The sequence below is a fragment of the Steroidobacter cummioxidans genome, from assembly GCF_003104955.1.
The window spans coordinates 82,685-101,708 of record NZ_LSRW01000021.1; the positions used below are offsets into that span (position 1 = coordinate 82,685).

Below are 19,024 nucleotides of genomic sequence, written 5' to 3' on the forward strand. Positions count from 1 at the left end.
CCTGCGGTACAGCGTATGTGGCCAGCCCGCGACAACAGAGCTCGAGCTCGGCGCGCCGGCGGCCGATGGATCACTGCCCAGGGGGAATTATGGTTGGCAATTGCAGATCGACGCACACTTTGCTCCGACGCTCGACGTCACTGGCTGTCGTGGTGGCCACGGTGCTGGGCGAGGCTGCGCTGGCACAACAGGCGGCAACACCCACTCAGACCGTGCTCGAGGAAGTGCTGGTCACCGCCGAGCGTCGTGAAGTGAGCTTGCAGAACACGCCTGCGTCCGCGACAGTGTTGAGTGCCGATGCGCTTGCCGCGCAGGGCGTCGACAACATCAACGAGATTCAGAATGTGGCGCCGAGCGTCTCGATCAACACCTACAATCGCTCGACGTTCATCAACATTCGCGGCGTGGGTATCAGCCAGTCAGCGCCGACGTCCAATCCCGGCGTCGCGTACTACGTCGACGGTGTGTTCATCCCGCACGAACAATTCATCGCGCAATCGTTCTTCGACTTCGAGTCCATCGAAGTGCTGCGTGGCCCGCAGGGTACGTTGACCGGTCAGAACTCCACCGGTGGTGCGATCTACGTGCGCACGCCGACGCCGGACTTCGGCGGCTTCTCTGGCTACCTCGATCAGACCGTCGGCAACTACGACTGGTATCGCACGGTCGGTGCGTTGAACGTGCCGGTCACAGATACCCTGGCGGTGCGCATCTCCGGTGTCTATGACGATCGCGGTGGTTTCACCAAGAACATCGGCCCGAGCCCGAGCGAGCCGGGCAGCGGCACCGATCGCGCAGTACGCGCGGCCATGCGTTATCAGCCGGTCGAAGGTGCCACGTTCGATCTGCGTTACGAATATTTCGAGCGTGAGACCGACAACAACGCGGTGAAGAACCGCGCCGATCTGGTGACCAGCGATCCCTTCATCATCGAGGAGGATGCGCTGTCGTTCCTGAATCAGAAGGGCTACCGGGCGTCGCTGGAAGGACGTTTCGATCTGCCGGCCAACACGCAGCTGCGCATACTCACTTCCTATTTCGATGCCGAGACGACCGATCAGGCGGACGGCGACCGTACCGCGACGGCGCCGGCCGTGCCGGCGAACTTGCCGACCAATACCGCGAATACCAACCTGTTTCCAGGCCGCGTCGGCTTCACGCACCAGGAGCTGGAAACGTTCGTGACAGAAGTGAATTTCCTGTCGCGCGGCGAAGGTCCGCTGCAGTGGGTGGTCGGTGGGTTCTACCTGGATGAGACCAGTCCGGTGCAGGTGTATCGCGACAATCGCAGCACTGTGACCTACACGCAGTCGAACTCGACCATCGACACCGAGCTCACCAATCAGTCGATCTCGGCATTCGGCCAGGTCGATTATCGATTCAACGAGCACTGGGCCGTGGACGTGGGCTTGCGTCATTCCGAGGACAAGCAGGAATACACGCGCTTGCTGATTCCCGGTCCGCCGCCTCCGGGGTGTTTCCCGTGCACCACTGAGGTGGACTCGAACGAGACCACCGGCCGCGTCGGCCTGAAGTACTTCGCGAACGACGATCTGATGGTGTACGGCACGGTGTCGCGCGGCTACAAGGCCGGCGGCATCAATCTCGATCCACGCCTGCCCAACTACAATCCAGAAACCAACCAAGTGGCCGAGCTGGGCCTGAAGTCGACAGTGGCCGACGGTCGGCTGCGTATCAACGGCGCGGTGTTCTATTCGAAGTACGACGGCATTCAGCTGTCGTCGCTGGTGCCGCTCGGTACGCCGGCGACGCTGATTCCGAATACGTTGAATGCGGCGCCCGCCGAGATCTATGGCGCTGAGCTCGAGCTCACCGGACAATTCGGTCGCTTCGGCTTCAACGTTGGCTTGAGCGCCCTGCAGAGCGAGTTCACCGAGGACGCCGTGCTGACCGATTCACAGACCAACTCCAATCGCGTGGTGCCGGAAGGTTCGATCGTGCCGTTCGCGCCGGAGATCACCGCGAATGCGGGTATTCAGTACGAGTTCCTGCTCGGCAGCATGTCGCTGACGCCGCGTTTCCAGGTCTCTTACCTGGATGAGCAGCTGGCAACGCCGTTTCGCTATCAGGCGACGACGGTGCCGTCGCGTACGATCGCCGATCTGCGCGTCACGCTGATGCCGATGGATACTCTGCGCATCGAAGCGTTCGCGACGAATCTGTTCGACAAGGAGTACATCGCGGCGCAAGTGCAGGATGCGAGCAGCGCGCGTGGCGGCATTCTGTATGGCGCACCGAGACAGTATGGGGTGCGCGCCAAGTTTGATTTCTGAGCTCCGCTGCGTTGTTGAAAGAGGCAATCAACGTTGTGATCGGGATCGGCGCGGGCCTGCTGGCCAGCGCCGTGCTCGGCGCACCGCGCGATCAGATCGACGCTCATGTGCCCAAGCAGAGCCAGCAGGCTCAGCAAGCACCGGTCAGTGACAGCGAGTCACCGCCGGCGCATCGCTGGTGGACGCCGGGGGAGGGCACGCCGCTCGCGCCGCTCGTTCCCTATCCGAGCGCCTTCGGTCAGGTCGGGGTGTTGAATACCGCCGGCGTCATCGACACTCGAGGTCATCCATTCTTCGAGCCGATCGGCGCGAACGGCCGCGCTTGTGTGAGTTGTCATCAGCCGGCGAACGCGATGTCGTTGTCGGTCGAGATGATTCGACAGCGCTGGCACGAGACTCAGGGCAAGGATCCCATCTTCGCGCCCATCGACGGCATGAACTGCCCGGACCTGCCAGCCGGCGATTCGAAATCACATTCGCTGCTGCTCGAGCGGGGCCTGTTCCGCATCTTCCTGCCGTGGCCGCCGAAAGCCGCCGACGGCTCGAGCATCGATCCAGAGTTCAGCATCGAAGTGGTGCGCGACCCGACCGGCTGCAACCTGCATCCGAAGTATGGTTTGAAGAGCGCGAATCCGATGGTGTCCGTATATCGCCGTCCGCGCGTGGCAGCGAATACCAAATATTTCACGCACAACGGTTTTGGCGTGTTCTCCTTCATCGGCAAGAACGGCTTGCCGGCGACGCGTGATCCCGAGACGGGGCTGCCTTCCGGCATGAATATTCTGTCGGATGCGCGGCAGCCCACGCTGAAGACCCAAGCGGTAGAAGCCGCCATCACGCATCTGCAGTTCAATGGCAAGCTCGACGAGGAGCGGCTCGCCAAGATCGTTGCCTTCGAAAGTCAGCTGTACACGGCGCAAGTCTCGCATAGCGTCGCCGGCAGTCTGATCGAAGCGGATGCGCCGCCCGGCCTGGGCGTTCACAACCTCGCGAAAGGGCGCGAGGGATTGCTCGGCAACAACGTGACGAACTTCGTCTTCCCGATGAGCGAGGAGTGGCGGAAGCCGGCGGCGTCGTCCGATCCCGAGATCCAGCGTCGCAACGAGATGCGAGCATCCATTGTCCGCGGCCACGATGTATTCATGTTCCGTACGTTCTGGATCAAGGATGCCATGCATTTGAATACGGTGGGTCTGGGCAATCCGACCAAGCGCACGTGTTCCACCTGTCACGGCATGCACATGATGGGTATGGACATCGTGAATGGCTGGATGGACCTCGGCACCACGAACCTGCCGTGGGCGCGCGAGGAGCCGCTCAATCCTTGGAACGAGCGTACGCCGCAGATGCCGCTGTTCAAGATCACCTGCAACGCCGGCGTGCCGCCACACCCGTTCCTGGGGCGCGTGTTCTACACGCAGGATCCCGGCCGTGCCTTGATCTCCGGCAAGTGCAATGACGTGGGCGCCATCGTCATGCAACAGTTCCGAGGCCTGGCCGCACGCGCGCCGTATTTCTCGAATGGCTCGGCGGGTTCGTTGCGTGAACTGGTCGATTTCTACGACCGACGCTTCAATATCGGCTACACCGATCAGGAGCGCGACGACCTGATCAATTTCCTGAGCGCGCTATGAAGCGGCTGCTCGTCACATTGGTGCTTGCGAGCCCGGTGGGCGCTGTCATGGCAGCCACGCCGCCGGCGAATCACCGCAACTTTGTCGCGTGTCCGATCGTGCGTGACACGAGCACGGTGCCGTGCTGGCTCGCAGAATACGAAGGCGAGACTTATTACCTGACGATCCAGACCGATGTGAGTGCGCCGGTGAATCCGCCGTGGCTGGGTCACAAAGTGCTGGTCGAAGGCACCGTCAGCGATGAACCGCGCATCTGCGGCGGTATCGTGCTCAAACCGGTCGCGCTGTCGGTGATGCAGGAGTTGGACGGCTCCTGCAACACGATGCTTCCGGCGGAAGAGCGCTACAACCTGCCATTCGAGCCACCGCGACCGCCGGGCCCGAGCAAGGGCCGGCTCGCATTCGGCGATCCCGTGACCCAGCCGAAGTCCGAGCAGGTCGAGACCTCGAAGTCATTCGAGCTGCGGTATGAATTCGACTCGCTGGTGATGTTTCGTCACGCGCAGCCGCTGCAACAGATCTTCGAGTACGCCAGGCAGAGTCACTCGACCAAGGTGCAGATCACTGGCTATCGCGCGGCCTCGCTGCTTTCCAACGGGCAGTTGATGCAAGAGGATCGGCAGATCGGTCGCCGTCGTGCCGAACAGGTCGCCGATTTGTTACGCGGCGCCGGGCTCACTGATCTGCGCTACGAGGTGAAGTGGCGCGATGAGGCGCAGCGCGCCAAGGGCGTCGAGGACGCCGCCATGCGCCGGGTACAAGTGATCGTCTCGCGCTAGCCTGTCGCGGGTGTCATTCGCAGCGGCACGTACAGCGGTCCCACTTCGGGCATGCCGCTCATGCGCACTTCGCCGCTCAGCTCGAAGTGACTGGTTTTCTGTAACAGTGCATCCAAGGACACGCGCAGCAGCTGACGAGCAAGCGGAACACCAGCGCACATGTGTGGCCCGCGGCCGTAAGCGATGTGTTGATTGATGTTGGGTCGACGCAGGATGAACTTGTCCGGCTCCGGGAACACCGCTTCGTCGCGGTTCGCCGAGGCATACAACAGCGCGATGGGCTCATCCTTGGGAATGGCTCGGCCCCGAATCGTCACGTCCTCGCGGGCCGTTCTCGCGAAGCCGCGATAGGGCGTGTACAGACGAACGAATTCCTCGACGGCATCCGGGATCAGCGATCGGTCCGCGCGCAGCTGCTGTTGCAGCTCTTGATCGCGAGACAAATGCACGGCGATGCTTCCCAACAGAATGGGCGGTGCGACCAGCCCGACAACCAGCACCTGTCGCACGCAGCCCGCCAGCAGAGCATCCGGGAAGGGACTGCCGTTGGCGTCGCGTTCCGACAGCAGCGAGCTGGTCGGGTCGACGGTCGGATCCAGGGGTTGAACGCGACGCTGGTCGATCAGCTCGCGAGCCAGTGCCGCCAAACCTTCCCCTGCAGCGACCACACCGGGCTTGTCGAAGGCCTCCCACGCCTTGATGTAGGCGCGTGAGCTCGTGGCGAGATGTGTGGTCTGCCAATCGGTCAGGCCGAGCCACTCGCCGAACAGCCGCACTGGAAGAACGGCCGAGAAGTGCTCGACCAGATCTGCATCGCCGCGAGCGACGAGCTGCGTCGCAAGCTCCAAGGCAATGCGCTGTGTCGTCGGTAGTAACGAGGCGACACGGCTGGCACTGAGTGCCCGATCGATCGCTCGCCGATAAGGAGTGTGCTCGGGCGGATTTAGATGGAGCGGCGGCCGGCGCCCGGTCGTCGAAGAGCCGGGCACCACATTGCGCACCGAGGTGATATACAGATCCGAATCACGCAAGACATTCACGATGTCCTCATAGCGAGCCAGTGCCCAGAAACCGTCGAACTGCGTGCTGTGGGCAACCGGGCAGCGCCTGCGCAGGTCGGCGAAAGTGGCATGCACGCTGTCGAATGTTTCGGGAAGCGTGGGATCGTACTCGTTGAGCAACGACGGATCGGTGGACATGGTGCAGTCTGGCGCAAAGGGTCATCTGGCCCGGTGGGCCGAAGCGGGCACACTAGGGCAGAAGGAGTCCCTCGAGGTAACACCTTCTGTGTCTCCCGGTCATAAGCGGCGGCAATGGACTCGCCCCGAATACGCCGCTGTCTTGCCCCAATCCGGTCCGAGTTGCTATTGACGAAATAGTTCAATAGTGACGTAATGGTCCAATATAACTCGATGGACCCACGACGTGGGATGTTCAGGGACAGGGGGGCTCGATGGCTGTGAAAGTAACATTCACTGGCGCGCGTCGCTGGGCGAGCGCATGGCAGATCCCATTCATCCTCGGGTTTACGCCCGCCGGCTTCGCGGCGAATGCCGCCGAGGAGGGTCGCCAGGCGGGCGCGTTGGAAGAGGTGGTCGTAACCGCCCGCAAGCGCGAGGAATCGTTGCAGGACACGCCGATTGCCATCTCGGCATTCTCGGCCGCGGCGCTGCAACGTCAGCAAATCAGCAGCACCGAAGATCTGGATCAAATCGCACCGAATCTGCAGTTCGCCAGCTACGGCCCGCTCACAGGTAACAATTCCGCTGCGCAGGTCTATATTCGCGGTATCGGCCAGAGCGACGGCTCGTCCGGTGTCGATCCGGGCGTCGGCTTATATATCGACGACGTTTATATGGGCCGCTCGGTCGGCGGCGTGCTCGACTTTCGCGATGTCGCCAACGTGCAAATCCTGCGGGGCCCGCAAGGAACGTTGTTTGGTCGGAACACCATTGGCGGGGCGGTCCTGCTGACCACGACGCTGCCGGGCAAGGAGTTTGGCGGCACGGCGCGCGTCGGCTTGGGAGATGACAACCTCTACGAAGGTTTCGTCGCCGTCGATTTGCCGATCGCCGATAGCCTCGCCGCGAGGGTCTCGGTCGGCGCCCGGCAACGCGATGGCTATGTCACACGCGTCTACGATGGCCTCGATCTCGGCAACGAAGATACCTACACCTTCCAGTCCTCGTTGCAATGGCAGCCGAGTGACAGTCTCTCGCTCACGCTGCGAGGCGATTACACCAAGGAGGATGAACACGGCTCGCCGTTCGTCTTCGCCACGATCAACGGAACGCAGGCCTTTCCAGCGGCGATCAGTCGTGGCTCCGGGTGTCCGGGCGCGACGTTTCCGCCCCCGTCAGTGCCGCAGAACATCGTGGACCCGCGCTGTGCGAACGATGCGACCTGGGACCTCGGCAAGTATCGCAACGGCGGCAATGCGCCGGCTGCCAGCACGTTGGAGAACTGGGGCGTATCGGGCACGCTGCGCTGGGAGCTGACCGACAGGTTCGCGTTGAAGTCGATCACTGCCTATCGTGAGTTGGATTGGAGCGGCAGTCGCGACGCGGACAACACCGGGCTGCTCGTGCTGCACACGGACTACTCCAGCGCCGGCGATCAGTTCAGTCAGGAGTTGCAGGCACTGATCGAGACCGACAGGCTGCGTGGTGTGGTCGGCGCTTTCTATTTCGAGGAGAGCATCGACGATTTTCTGCTCGTGCCATTCGCGGCGCCGCCTCCGCTGGTGGCCAGCGGTGCAGTACCAGGCTCGCTCGACTATCAGCGTGCCTTCATCCAGAACGATAACTTAGCCTTGTTCACGCAGTGGACCTACAACGTCACGGATGCGCTGAGCCTGACCGCCGGTGTTCGCTACACCGAGGAGACCAAGGGCATCCAGATCATTTCTTTTACGGTGACGCCTTTGACCGCACCGGTGGTCATTCCGGGCACGATGAACACGCCGCTGGTGGCCGGCCCGGGTCTGAACATCATCCCGCGGCACTTCGAGAACAAATATGAGTCTACGACCGGCTCGGCGAGCATTCAGTACCGCTGGAACCCGTCGCTGATGACGTATCTGAGCTGGTCGCAAGGCTTCAAGAGCGGCGGTTTCAATCAGCGTTACAACCTGGCGCCGCCGGGTAATCTGCCGGTTGCGTTCGACGAGGAGACGGCGGAAACCTTCGAGCTGGGCTTCAAATCCGAGCTCGGCGCGAACCTGCGTTTGAACGGCGCGATCTTCAGCACCGACTACGACAACATGCAGCTGACCTATCGGCTCGGCATCGTGCCGTTGTTGTTCAATGCCGGTAAGTCGTCGATCGAAGGTGGCGAGCTGGAACTGACCTATGCGCCGGGTCGGTTGCTGGTGGAAGCCAGTGCCAGCTATCTGCACAACAAGTTCGATGAGATTGCAGTCGTGCCAGGCACCACGCAGACGGTCGGCCCGAATAACACGCTGCCATTCGCACCTGAGTGGCAGGCGAGTCTCGGCGTGGGTTATGACTTCGAGGTCGGCAACGCGACGCTGACGCCTCGCATCAATCTGAGTTATACCTCGGAGCAGTTCTTCGACGCGGCCAACTCCGTCGAAGTCGCGCAGCTCGACGATGTGACGCTGGTGAATGCCTCGCTCACGCTGGAGCTGGGGGCGTGGCGGTTGCGAGCCGGTGTGAACAATGCGACCGATGAGCAGTATCGCGTCGCCGGCAACTCATCCTTCGCCACATCCGCGGGCTACGCGGAAGTCATCTACTCGCGTCCCAGGAATTATTTCCTGTCGGCGAGCGTGGATTTCTGAGGGGCCAGGATATCGTCGGCGGCTTCGCAGGCGAGACGGTCGGCTTGAGCGGCGGGTACGCCCAGGGAACGTAACAAGCCGGCCGCCATGCCTTTGGCGATGTTGACGGGCGGCGTCACGAGCCGATCTTCCAGGGCGTGGCGCAACGAAATGACGATGGTGCCCATCACCAGCAGCGCGGCGACTTCGATGTCGACATGCTTGAAGCGCTGCTGAGCGATGCCTTCCTGCACGTCCTTGCGAAGATTGCGATTGATTGGCGCGTCGACCATCGTGGCACCGGAATTCAGACGCCACAGCACTTGCGCGCTCTCGCGGTGCTCGATGGCGAAGCGCATGAACACGCACAAGGCGCGAGCCAGATGCGCGGCAGGGTCAGTCACGGCGGCATTCGCTTCGTTGACGGCCTGTTCCGCCTGCCGCCGCACGGAGCTGGCGATTTCGCGTGCGAACACGTCCTTGTCGACGAAATGATTGTAGAAACTGCCCTTGGCGACTTCCGCGGTCGCGACGATCTGGTCGACGGTGACACCTTCGACATCACGCGATGCGAATAACGTGCGGCCCGCATTCATCAGCGCCGCGCGAGTGCGCTCCCAACGACGATCCATCTTGGGCGCGGGCTTATCGTCCGTAATTCTCTTGGTACTCATCTGCGGCATTCAGAAGTCATGGATGGATGGTATGCCCTGGCCGAAAATTGGCAAGCGCCCGCGCTCGAGTGTTACGAGCTCGGCGTGTCCTGCGACGCAAGTGCACCGATCTGCGCAGCGCTGAACCCAAGCGAGCGGAGAATCTCGGCGCTGTGCTGACCGATTCGCGGCGGTGGCGAGTCGACTCCGGGCTGGTCTTCGCTGAACAGAAAGCCGGCGTTCACGATTTCAACTCGTTCGCGATCCGGCAGGCCAGGAACACTCAAGCCGAGTTTCAGCCGGCGCGCTTCGAGTGCCGGCAGAGACACGGCTTCCGTGACATCCCGGATCATGCCGCAGGGAATGCCGGCGGCGCTCAGGCGGGTTTCCCAGTGTGCTGCCGGCGCCTCGCCGAACACTTGATCGAGCTCGGCGCGCATGTCGACCGAATGTCTGCGTCGCAGATCCGGCGTCAGGAAACGAGGATCCTCCAGCCAGCGCATGCGCCCAACCTCGCGAGCCAGCGCCTCGAATTGCGGCTGCTGTACCACGCCCAGCGAGATCTGCCGTCCGTCGCTGGCATTGAACACCGCCGAGGTGGGTTGTCCGCTGTAGCCGATGTTTCCAGTGCGCTCCGGAGGATTGCCTGTCACGAGATACGGCACGACGGCCGAGGTCATGAATGCCATGCTGGCATCGAACATGGCGACATCGATGTATTCACCGCGCCGCTCGCGCTGTCGCCTCAACAACGCAGCGAGGATCGCGAAGGCGGCCGTCTGACCGGTGAGCGTATCGACCACGGGAAAGCCCACCTTCGCCGGAGCATCGCCGGCCGCGCCGCCGAGCGTCATCATGCCGGTGGTCGCCTGCACGATGTTATCTATCGCCGGCCAGTCCCGACGCGGGCCGTTCTGTCCATAGCCGGAGATGGAGCAATAGATCAGCTCGGGCCGCAATGAGCGCACCGATGCATAGTCCAGGCCGAATTTCGCCATGACTCCCGGTCGAAAGTTTTCCAGCAGCACGTCGGAGGTGGCGATCAACCGCCGGGCAGCCTCTTGCGCGAGCGGTTGTTTGAGATCCAGCACGAGGGACTTCTTGCCCGCGTTCACGCCAATGAACGCGGGCGCCATGCCATCGTAGCGACGGTCCGCACCGTAGTTGCGCATGGCATCGCCGCGACCGGGCGCTTCGATCTTGATGACGTCAGCACCGAGCAGTCTCAGCAGATGCGTGGCGAAGGGGCCTGCCATCACGTGGCTGAAATCTGCGACTCGAACTCCTTCCAGCGGTAGGCTCATGATTGATCTCTGCTGCAGTGAATGCCGGCGTCGTCCGTGACTTGCGCGGCGACTGAGCGCGCCAGCCTGTACGTGGGCATGCCATCGATGCCGAAGCGGGTGAGGGCGCGGGCTCGCGCTTCGCCGTCGCGCTCGTAGATGGCATTGAATCTCGCCTGCTCATCGGCCGGCATGTCGTGGAATTCGAGGTGATGCTCGCGGCCGGCGGTGAGGCCGGTTTCATTCGCGACCAGAAGCTCTGCCGCGAGCGCTTGCTCCCACACTTCGGTGCTGCGCTCGAGCAGCGCGCGCTGAGCTTCTGTCAGGCTGCGCCAGCGGCGTTCACCCATGGCGCGAGCGGCATACGCGCCGCGAGGAATTTTGATGGTGTTGAAATACTTCGCCACTTCGGCGAAGTGCAGTGACTTGAGCGTGTCCGGTGGCGCGACCACGCCGTCGAGCACGCCTTTGGCGAGCGCCGAATAGACCTCGCCCATCGGCATATCGATCGGGTCGGCGCCCAGATCTTTGAGCACCGAGAGCAACTCCGACGGTGCGCGCAGTCGGAGGCCACGCAGATCGGCGAGCGTGCGTATCGGACGATCGCGAGTGACGATGCCCGGAAGATTGCCCCCTTGGACCGCCAGGACTTTCAGCTCGTGCAGCTCGCGTCCGAACTGAGGATCCGCGGCCGCCATGCAGCGCCACAGCGCCGTCTGCTGCTCGAACGTGGTGAGCCCCCCATAGAAGCCTGCTTGTGCTCGAATCAAATGAGCGCCGCCGCGCGCATAGATCGGCGTGATCAAGCCAACATCGACCACGCCATGCCGCAACTCGTGCATCGAGTGCTCGGACGACAGTAGCGATCCCGACCAATACGGCTGAATCCTGAGGCTGCCGCCGGCGTGGCGTTCGACCCATTTCATCCAAACGACATCGGCACGGCTGAACGGATGACTGGGACTGAAGGGGCTCGCATAGGTGAGGACGGTGACGCCCGGCGTCGCCTGCGTGCAGCCGGCCATCCATATAATAAGTAGGGCAACAAGAGACCTCATAAGAGTCCTTCCTGCCGTAGGAATCCGGCGACATGCTGCACCATGCGCTCGTGGCTCCAATCCTTGGCACTGACCATGTCTGCGGACAAGGCGAGCGTCGGAACGCCGGCGCGAGCGAGGGCTTGCTCGGTGAGCTTCGTGCCCGACTGCGATAGACGATTGTCCGGCGGCACCAACATCACTGCCGCGTCGATGTCACAGCGCTGCGCTTCACTCACCATCCATTCATTCATCCATGGCGGAAGGTGTAGCACTTCGTTCATCGAGCAGATGCGGCTTGCTAGTGCATGTAACGGCCGATCGTGCAGTGCTCGAATGTACTGCGGCCCCGCGAACGGCATGTACATGGACCATACGAACACGGCGCCATACTGATCTTCGAGGGCGCTGTAGAAACCCGGGTCATGCCACAGTCCAGCACCGATCCACATCAATCGCAGGCGTTCGCGCTTGCCGACACCGACGCCGTCGGCAATGCGTTGTTTCACTTCGTCACGAAAGCGGCGTGCGTGCGCCACTGCCCAGGGGGAGCCACGATGCCACTGTGGAATCATCGTGTTCGGCATCTGCTCGGCGATCGAGACCGGGCAGGGGCGCGCGGCGCCAATCATTTGGGCGGCTTCGGCGATGTAACCCTCCTGCTCGTTGATCGCGAGCATGAGCTGCCGGAATTTGTCTGTATCGAATTTCCGACCGGTGCGATCTTCCAGCAATGCGATCAGTTCGCGCATCTCGCGCACCAGCAATTCGATGCGTCGCTCTTCGAACACTTCATCCCAGCGCTCGTTGGAGTTGCGAAACCATTGCGGATCCTTGTGCTGCCAGCCGGGCGCTTCCAAGGGAAAGAACTCGCTGCCGAGCGCGCTGGCCCATTGGCTGAAGACGTGCTCGATGCACTCGCAGGTCAGACGAGCCACGAGCACGGTCGGCTTCGGCAGGCCGCCCCAGGGTGCGATGCGAGGGTTGTTGTCGAGGGTGCAAGCCAAACCGAGCGAGCAGTATCGGCAGCGATTGGCGGGATAGCCCAGTTGTCCCAGGACCCGATCGTAGTGATTCGACAGCTGCTTCGCGGAGATGTACGCCGACCACCATTGATTGGTGACCAGCGGAATGTCCATGACGTGGAAGATCTCGTGCGGCGTGTCGGCTTGCGCGATTGCGAAAGGCTCGCCGGCGTCGATGACACGTTGCTTCAGTTCGGCCACGAATTCGCGTTGATACGCTGTGGCGGCGGCAGTGCATTCCAAATCTTTGCGGCTGCGTTGTCCGCCGCTGTGTGTAACGGTGTTCATCGAAACACTCCGAGCCGCTCCAGTTCTTCGATGCGGGACGCGCTCAATCCGCACAGGTCTTTGGCGATGGCAAGGCTGTGCTCGCCAATCGACGGCGCACGATAGGGCGCCGTGACGGATGCCGAGAAGCTCATCGGTGTGCGCACGTGACCAAAGGTGCCGAGCAGCGGATGTTGCAAATCTATCAGCGCGTTTCGGGCGGCGATCTGCGGGTCGCGCTCAATGAGATCCTCGATGTCCTGTACGACGCCGGCCGCGATGCCGGCACCTTGCAGCTGTTCCATCAAGGTATGCGCTGCATGTTGGCGGGACCATGCGTTCAGGCCGGGCTCGGCGTCGCGAGGCGACCCCTTGGGATCGAGCCCGATCAGGGCGCAGAGTCGCTCCCAATCCGCTCGCGAGGGTAGACAGATCGCGATCCACTGGTCATCGCCGGCGGCAGCATAGACGCCTTGATGAAATATCCCTGGATCGTCGTTGCCGTGGCGCTGTGGGCGATTGCCTTGGGCGGCGGCAACGATGGCGTCGTGCATCTGCTGGACACAGATCTCATACATTGCCGCGTCGATGTGACAGCCCGTGCCTGTGCGACGACGCTGCTCGACCGCGGCTGACGTCGCGGCAGCCATCACGTAAGGAACAATCACGTCGCCATAAGGCACGGCGCCCGGAATGACGGGGTTGCGATCGGGCCAACCGGTGAGAAACGTGCGACCCGACAGTGCGGCGCCCGTGCCATCGACGCCCCACGATTCCGCGAGCGGTCCGGTCTGTCCGAACACACTGCCGGAGACCATGATGACGCCCGGGTTGCGCTGTTGCAGCGATGCATAGTCGAGTCCCAGCTTCGCCATCGTGCCGGGCGAGAAATTCTCGACCACGATGTCGGCCCACTCGAGCAGCGGATCGAGCACCTCGCGGCTGCCCGGCAACTTCAAGTCCAGGGCGAGGCTGCGCTTGGATGTGTTCAAGTGCGCGAACCAGGGTTTGTCGTCGAAACTGTCGGCTCGCGAGGCGCTCACCTGAACGTCGATGCGAGATAGACAAGGGCGGCTGCGCGTCTCGACTTTGATCACGTCACAGCCCAGATCGCCGAGGACTTTGGTCGTGATCGATCCGACGAGGGCCCAGGAGAAGTCCAACACGCGCAGGCCACTCAATGGGCCGGGGCGATCGCTGACGCGGGCGCTGGTTTGCACAGGCTGCGCGCCGGCTACGATTGCAACGAAGCGACTGGGCTTGCGCTGGCCGCGAGCATCGCTCGCCCAGAACTTGCGTGCTTCCAAGTGAGGATCGGCGAGTACATCACTCGGCTCTGCAACGACCGTCGCATTGATGCCGCGCCGGCGACCTTCCGTTGAGATTTCTTGTCGGGTGCGCGTGGCAAAGAAGGTCTCGATGGCCCGTTCCCATTCGCGCCTCAGTTGTGGGTCGAGAGTTGAGCGGTTGTACTGGGTCCAATCGACGGCGCGCAGCGGATTGGGCAGGCCGGCTGCATCGATCCAGTCACTGAGCGCCTGATTCGCCGGGGCGCCGAAGCGGCCGGTCATCAGGGTGTGAAAACAGAAGCCGTCCGCAAGCGGCCAGATGCAGCGGACCGTGGCGCGACCATAGTTCAGCGCTCCACCGACGCGATGTAACTTTCGGCGATCGAACTGCCACACGAGTACGCCATTGACGTTGCGAGAGAACGCGACTTCCTGCACGGAGATGTCGACGTGCTGACCGCGCCCTGTATTTGCCAGTTCCACCAGCGAGGCCATTGCACCGGCGGCGGCGACCATGTCTGCGTGAAACCAGCAGGCGTCCAGGGCCTCTTTCACTGGCGGACGGTCATCGTCGCCTGTTACCCGAAGCGTGCCGCCCATGGCGGATGCGATCAGCTCACCGCCGGTCCACTCGGCACGGGGGGCGTGGCTGCCGAAAGTTGTGACGGAAACGTGGATCAGGCGGGGATTGATTTGCTCGATGCGCTCGCGAGTGAAGCCGGCGCGTCGTAACGCGGGCAGGCCGATGCCTTCGATAAGAAAGTCGGCGCGCGGTAATTCGTCCGCCAGGGTAGGAGTCTGAACGGGCGATACCTGCGCGCCAAAGCTGTCAAACAATCGGGCCAATGCGCCATCCGCGGCGTTGTCGAGCGCGAGCACACGCATGCCAAGTAGAGGTTTCATGTAGCGTCCGCCGCCGAATGAGTCGAGATGCCGCTCTCGCGGTCGTCGGTACCGTCATTGATCGTGCGATCGTGAAGGGTCTGCAGCGATTTCATCGAACCTCCAGCGCGCGCCTGAACTGTGCGATGAGAGTGAGCGCCTCATTGCTCAACGTTTGAGGCTGCGAGGTGAGCATGAGCGTCGGTAGTGCTGCTTCACGCAGTGCGCGTTCCATTTGAGGCGCCTCCCAGGCAAGACCGGTATCGGTCGCGAGCATCCATACGATCACGCCGTCGACTCGCAGCGCTCTAGCGGCTTTGACGAGATCGGCGGGCGACTGCAACAGAGTGCCGATTGCATTGGTCTGGTCATAGCAGCGGCGTGCGATGGTTTCTACCGGGTTGCTGAGCGACACATACCGGGTTGTCACAGCAGATGCCGGGAGCGACGCCGGGGAGGAGGCCTCATTGATCTCTCCCACGACCACCACGCCATCTGATTCAATCGCATGGTGAACATGATCGTCCGACGGCACGCTGCCAACCAGCAGCACTCGCTTGCGCGGCTCGACGGTAGCGGGACCGCTGAGCCACTGCTGTAAGGATTCATCGAGTTCCGTCGACCATTGCGTACGAGCACCGCGCACGATCCGATACGCGTCGCATCCGAGCGGCACCGCATCGCCCACTCGCAATTTCGTCAACTCGCCAAGCAACCGTTCCCGCGCGACAACGCGTTCAATCTCGGCCATCAGCCGCGACTCATCCGCGCGAACTGCGGTGGCGAGTGCGCGCGTTGATTCGATCGTGTGAGCCAGACTCGTCTCGCGTCGAATGCGCGCCAGGTCGTAGAGCAGGGGCTCGGGTCCCTTGCATTCGCCCACGCGTTGCAACTCGCAAAGATAGTAGTACAACCTTTGCGCGCTATCATCGCTGCGGGAGAAAATGACGGCCTCCAAACCATCCAGATCTCCCGCCAGCCAGCGATCCGCCACGACGCGACTCTGAGCGGAAAAGCTGGGCTCCAGGTATCTGTCGGCGAGCACCGTATGGTCCGAGTGCGGCAGGGCATTCAACTGCACCGGTACCGCATCGGCAGCGAGCAGCAACTCGACGGGAACATTCCATCCCAAAAGGCCAATCGCTCGCTGCGAGCGTGCCGCGTGCAATGGATCGCTCAAGGCGCTATTCAACAGCGTCGACAAGCTCATTGATGCAACCATCCCGGCAACGCCAGCGCCATCGCCGGCCAGGCGATCAACAACGACAGATGTAACAAATCGGCCGCCAGGAACGGCACGACCCCTTTGAAGATGCGGATCAGCGGTACGTCTTTGGCGATGCCTTGAATCACATACAGATTGATACCGATGGGCGGATGCACGAAGCCGATCTCCATGGTGCGCACCAGATAGATGCCGAACCAGATCGGCGACAGACCCAGGTCGGTCACGATGGGCAGCAGTATGGGCGTCGTCAGCAGCATCAGCGCCAGGCCATCGAGCACCGAGCCCAACAGCAATAGCAGCAGGGTCATGAGGATGATGGCCATCAGTGTGCCGCCCGGCAGTCCTTCCATGACATCGGCGACCTGCTCGGCGAGGCCCGTGTAACTCATGAACACGGCAAAGATCAGCGCGCCAATGATGACGACGTAGATCATTCCCGTGGTACGCAGCGTTTGCGCCAGCGCCTCTCGCAAGGCATCGCGATTCAACTTACGACGCCACGCACACAGGACCAATGCGCCCGTGGCGCCGACCGAAGCCGCTTCGGTGGGGGTGAACCAACCAAACGCGATGCCACCCAGCACGATCAGGATCAACGCGCCCAGATCGAGGATGCGCAGCAGCGCGGCGCGCCGTTCGGACCAGGGGGCGCGAGCGGTCGCAGGCCCGATCGAAGGGCGCCACCGACATAGCAGCGCAATGGTGAGGATGTAGAACAAGGCCTGTGACAGGCCAGGAACGATCGCCGCCGTGAACAGCTTGCCGATCGATTGCTCGGCGAGAATGCCGAACACGATCAACGCGCCCGAAGGCGGAATGATCGAGCCCAGCGTGCCGCCCGCCGCGATCGATCCGGTCGCGAGTGCATCGGAGTAACCGCGCTTGCGCATTTCCGGCAGGCCGATCAAGCCGATGGTTGCAGCGGTCGCGAGACTCGAACCGCTGATCGCGCCGAAGCCTGCGCAACCCGCGACCGATGCGATCGCAAGCCCGCCGCGACGATGTCCAACCATACGCGCGGCGGCTTCGAAGAAGTCGCGGCTCGCGCCGGCGGCAAAGCACAGGTGCGCCATGAATAAAAACAGCGGCAGCACGCCCAGCTCGTAGCGTGTGATCGTTTCGAACAGCACCACGCCCGATTTGATGACGGCCGGCTCGGGGCCCAACAACAACATCAGCCCGACCATGCCGACCACGCCCATCGCAACGCCGATGGGAACGCCGAGCGTCAGCAAAACCAGAAGTGCGATGACGCCAAGGAAGCCGTTCATGAGCGCCCCCGCAGTGAGCGCCACATGTCGCGCAAGAAGACCAGCGCAATGGCGACGGCGGCGAGCAGCGATACGATGCGCAGCGGACGGAACGGAATGTGCAGCAACTCGCTTTGCTCGTGGTCGTTCCAAGACTCCAGCGCCAGCCAGAGCACACCCGATGCCAGTCCCACGAAGAACAGCGCGGACAGCAAGTTCGCAAAGGCATGCAGATAGTCGCGTGCACGCGGGCCTACGCGAGCGGTCAGCAACGTGACAGTCGCGTGCCCCTTGTTCAACGTGGCCGACAGCATCGCCGCCGACGCCATCAGCAGAATGCACGCCTGGATGATTTCCAGCGCACCCAGCAGAGGAATCCCTGCATGACGGCCGAGCACCGCGAGTGCTTCGACGGCCATGGCGAGCATCAGGCCGCCAGCGCCAATGTAGAACAGCGGCCCGCGCGTCTGGCCTTCGCCGTGACGTTCCATCAGTTCAGCCACACGCCCTCACTTGTGATTTGCATGGTCAGCGGCGGCAGGCCGGCTTCGATGCCGATGGTTTGAATGTAATCGGCGATGCGTTGTGCGGCATCCGGCGCAAGACGCGGACGGCCAGGCGGATCGACGTGCACAGGAATGAACCCAACGCGCATTTTGCCGCTCGCGTCGATGCACATCCGACCCAGCAGCGCATTCACCGCTTCGGGATGAAAGGGGGCGAGCAGGTACGCAGGATCCGGCTCGAACCCGAACAATTGCTTACGTTTGCGAGCCCACGCCGCGCGCTCGGGGGAAGCCTGGTCCGGGCTGAGCGCACGGGTCACGACGCAGCCGTTGCCCAGCCGTGGAAAATCGGTACGCCGCGATGAAACTCGATTCCTCGCACGATGTGAGCATGATGACCGATGACCACGTCGCAACCGGCCTCGACGGCCTCGTGGGCGAGGGGACGTTCGTACGGCGCGAGCTTTGCTCTGGTGTGCACGATGCCTTTATGAAAGGCGACGACGACGAGATCGGCCCGGGCCTTGGCAGCCTCGATGTCTTCAGCAAGTGTCACCAACGACGCCGGATCGATGCGCTCGAGTGCGGCTGCCGGCCGAATCGCACTGCCGTCAGTCGGCTCGACCCGAATGTATGAACATCCCGCGCGGGTTGGCCCGGCCCACGCGCTCTGTGGTCCAACGCAGTTGTAACTCAGCACGGCAATGCGCTTGCCGCGGCGCTGAGCGATCGCGGGCCTGCGAGCTTCGCCCAGGGTCGCTCCGGCGCCCGTGTATGCAATCCCGGCCTCGGCCAAACCGCGAATTGTATCGGCGATGCCGATCTGACCGAGGTCGGCGATGTGATTGCCAGCCAAGGTGACGACATCGATGCCGGCTCGCGCCAGCGCCGGAAGATGAGCGGGGTCCGCGCCTGGTGCGGGCACATCGTCGCCGCTTGCGGCCACGTGAGTCGTATGCGGGACTTCCAAGTGTCCGATGGTCAAATCCGCGGTGCGCAGCGCGGGCGCAATGCCACTTAGCCAGTGATCGGGCTGCGGCTCGTCGAGGATCAGATCACCCGTGAAGATCAGCTCCATGCTGCGATCGACCCCGGTTGATTGTTGACCAAAGTATC

At 62.6% G+C, this 19,024-nt stretch carries 15 protein-coding genes; 4 read left to right on the forward strand and 11 right to left on the reverse strand.

Translation table 11 applies throughout. The features are described from left to right. Positions 1-119 precede the first annotated feature (119 nt). Genes D0550_RS13085 through D0550_RS13095 form a run of 3 tightly spaced genes read left to right on the forward strand, consistent with a single transcriptional unit; the run spans position 120 to position 4,707 of the window. A complete protein-coding gene (locus tag D0550_RS13085) occupies positions 120-2,294 on the forward strand; it encodes a TonB-dependent receptor (protein ID WP_206606250.1) in 2,175 nt (724 codons plus the stop codon). 14 nt (positions 2,295-2,308) lie between these two features. Beyond that, positions 2,309-3,928 carry a hypothetical protein gene (locus D0550_RS13090; protein WP_153067142.1) on the forward strand — a complete coding sequence of 540 codons (1,620 nt, stop codon included), beginning with the start codon at positions 2,309-2,311 and terminating at the stop codon, positions 3,926-3,928. Continuing rightward, a complete protein-coding gene (locus D0550_RS13095) occupies positions 3,925-4,707 on the forward strand; it encodes an OmpA family protein (protein WP_116809638.1) in 783 nt (260 codons plus the stop codon). Before D0550_RS13090 ends, D0550_RS13095 begins: the two co-directional genes overlap by 4 nt. Here D0550_RS13095 and D0550_RS13100 read toward each other — a convergent pair. Further along, the gene (locus tag D0550_RS13100; protein WP_116809639.1) at positions 4,704-5,906 is read right to left on the reverse strand and encodes a cytochrome P450; all 1,203 of its coding nucleotides are present in this window, start codon (positions 5,904-5,906) and stop codon (positions 4,704-4,706) included. The genes D0550_RS13095 and D0550_RS13100 overlap by 4 nt on opposite strands. Before the next feature lie 254 nt (positions 5,907-6,160). Between D0550_RS13100 and D0550_RS13105 the strand changes: the two genes are divergently transcribed. Continuing rightward, on the forward strand, positions 6,161-8,509 hold the full coding sequence (locus D0550_RS13105; RefSeq protein WP_116809640.1) for a TonB-dependent receptor: 2,349 nt from the start codon (positions 6,161-6,163) through the stop codon (positions 8,507-8,509). On the opposite strand, the gene D0550_RS13110 is transcribed toward D0550_RS13105, so the two are convergent. From D0550_RS13110 to D0550_RS13150, 10 genes are all read right to left on the reverse strand, one after another. Beyond that, on the reverse strand, positions 8,479-9,162 hold the full coding sequence (locus D0550_RS13110) for a TetR/AcrR family transcriptional regulator (RefSeq protein ID WP_161965805.1): 684 nt from the start codon (positions 9,160-9,162) through the stop codon (positions 8,479-8,481). The two genes, D0550_RS13105 and D0550_RS13110, sit on opposite strands and share 31 nt — an antisense overlap. Positions 9,163-9,233: 71 nt before the next feature. Beyond that, entirely contained in the window at positions 9,234-10,445 is a 1,212-nt protein-coding gene (locus tag D0550_RS13115; protein ID WP_116809642.1) for a CaiB/BaiF CoA transferase family protein, read from the reverse strand. Continuing rightward, a complete protein-coding gene (gene dctP, locus D0550_RS13120) occupies positions 10,442-11,449 on the reverse strand; it encodes a TRAP transporter substrate-binding protein DctP (protein ID WP_206606251.1) in 1,008 nt (335 codons plus the stop codon). Before dctP ends, D0550_RS13115 begins: the two co-directional genes overlap by 4 nt. 29 nt (positions 11,450-11,478) lie before the next feature. Next, on the reverse strand, positions 11,479-12,774 hold the full coding sequence (locus tag D0550_RS13125; RefSeq protein WP_116809644.1) for a 2-hydroxyacyl-CoA dehydratase subunit D: 1,296 nt from the start codon (positions 12,772-12,774) through the stop codon (positions 11,479-11,481). Beyond that, entirely contained in the window at positions 12,771-14,945 is a 2,175-nt protein-coding gene (locus D0550_RS13130; protein WP_116809645.1) for a CaiB/BaiF CoA-transferase family protein, read from the reverse strand. Before D0550_RS13130 ends, D0550_RS13125 begins: the two co-directional genes overlap by 4 nt. A 91-nt stretch (positions 14,946-15,036) precedes the next feature. Continuing rightward, the gene (locus tag D0550_RS13135; RefSeq protein ID WP_161965806.1) at positions 15,037-16,134 is read right to left on the reverse strand and encodes a 2-hydroxyacyl-CoA dehydratase family protein; all 1,098 of its coding nucleotides are present in this window, start codon (positions 16,132-16,134) and stop codon (positions 15,037-15,039) included. Beyond that, on the reverse strand, positions 16,131-17,423 hold the full coding sequence (locus tag D0550_RS13140) for a TRAP transporter large permease (RefSeq protein ID WP_116809734.1): 1,293 nt from the start codon (positions 17,421-17,423) through the stop codon (positions 16,131-16,133). The genes D0550_RS13135 and D0550_RS13140 overlap by 4 nt, the downstream gene beginning before the upstream one ends. Continuing rightward, the gene (locus D0550_RS13145; RefSeq protein ID WP_153067143.1) at positions 17,420-17,905 is read right to left on the reverse strand and encodes a TRAP transporter small permease; all 486 of its coding nucleotides are present in this window, start codon (positions 17,903-17,905) and stop codon (positions 17,420-17,422) included. The genes D0550_RS13140 and D0550_RS13145 overlap by 4 nt, the downstream gene beginning before the upstream one ends. Continuing rightward, positions 17,893-18,228: a hypothetical protein gene (locus D0550_RS35465; RefSeq protein WP_206606252.1), complete on the reverse strand. Its 336-nt coding sequence runs from the start codon at positions 18,226-18,228 to the stop codon at positions 17,893-17,895. The genes D0550_RS13145 and D0550_RS35465 overlap by 13 nt, the downstream gene beginning before the upstream one ends. Next, positions 18,225-18,986: a CapA family protein gene (locus D0550_RS13150; RefSeq protein ID WP_206606253.1), complete on the reverse strand. Its 762-nt coding sequence runs from the start codon at positions 18,984-18,986 to the stop codon at positions 18,225-18,227. Before D0550_RS13150 ends, D0550_RS35465 begins: the two co-directional genes overlap by 4 nt. Positions 18,987-19,024 lie beyond the last annotated feature (38 nt).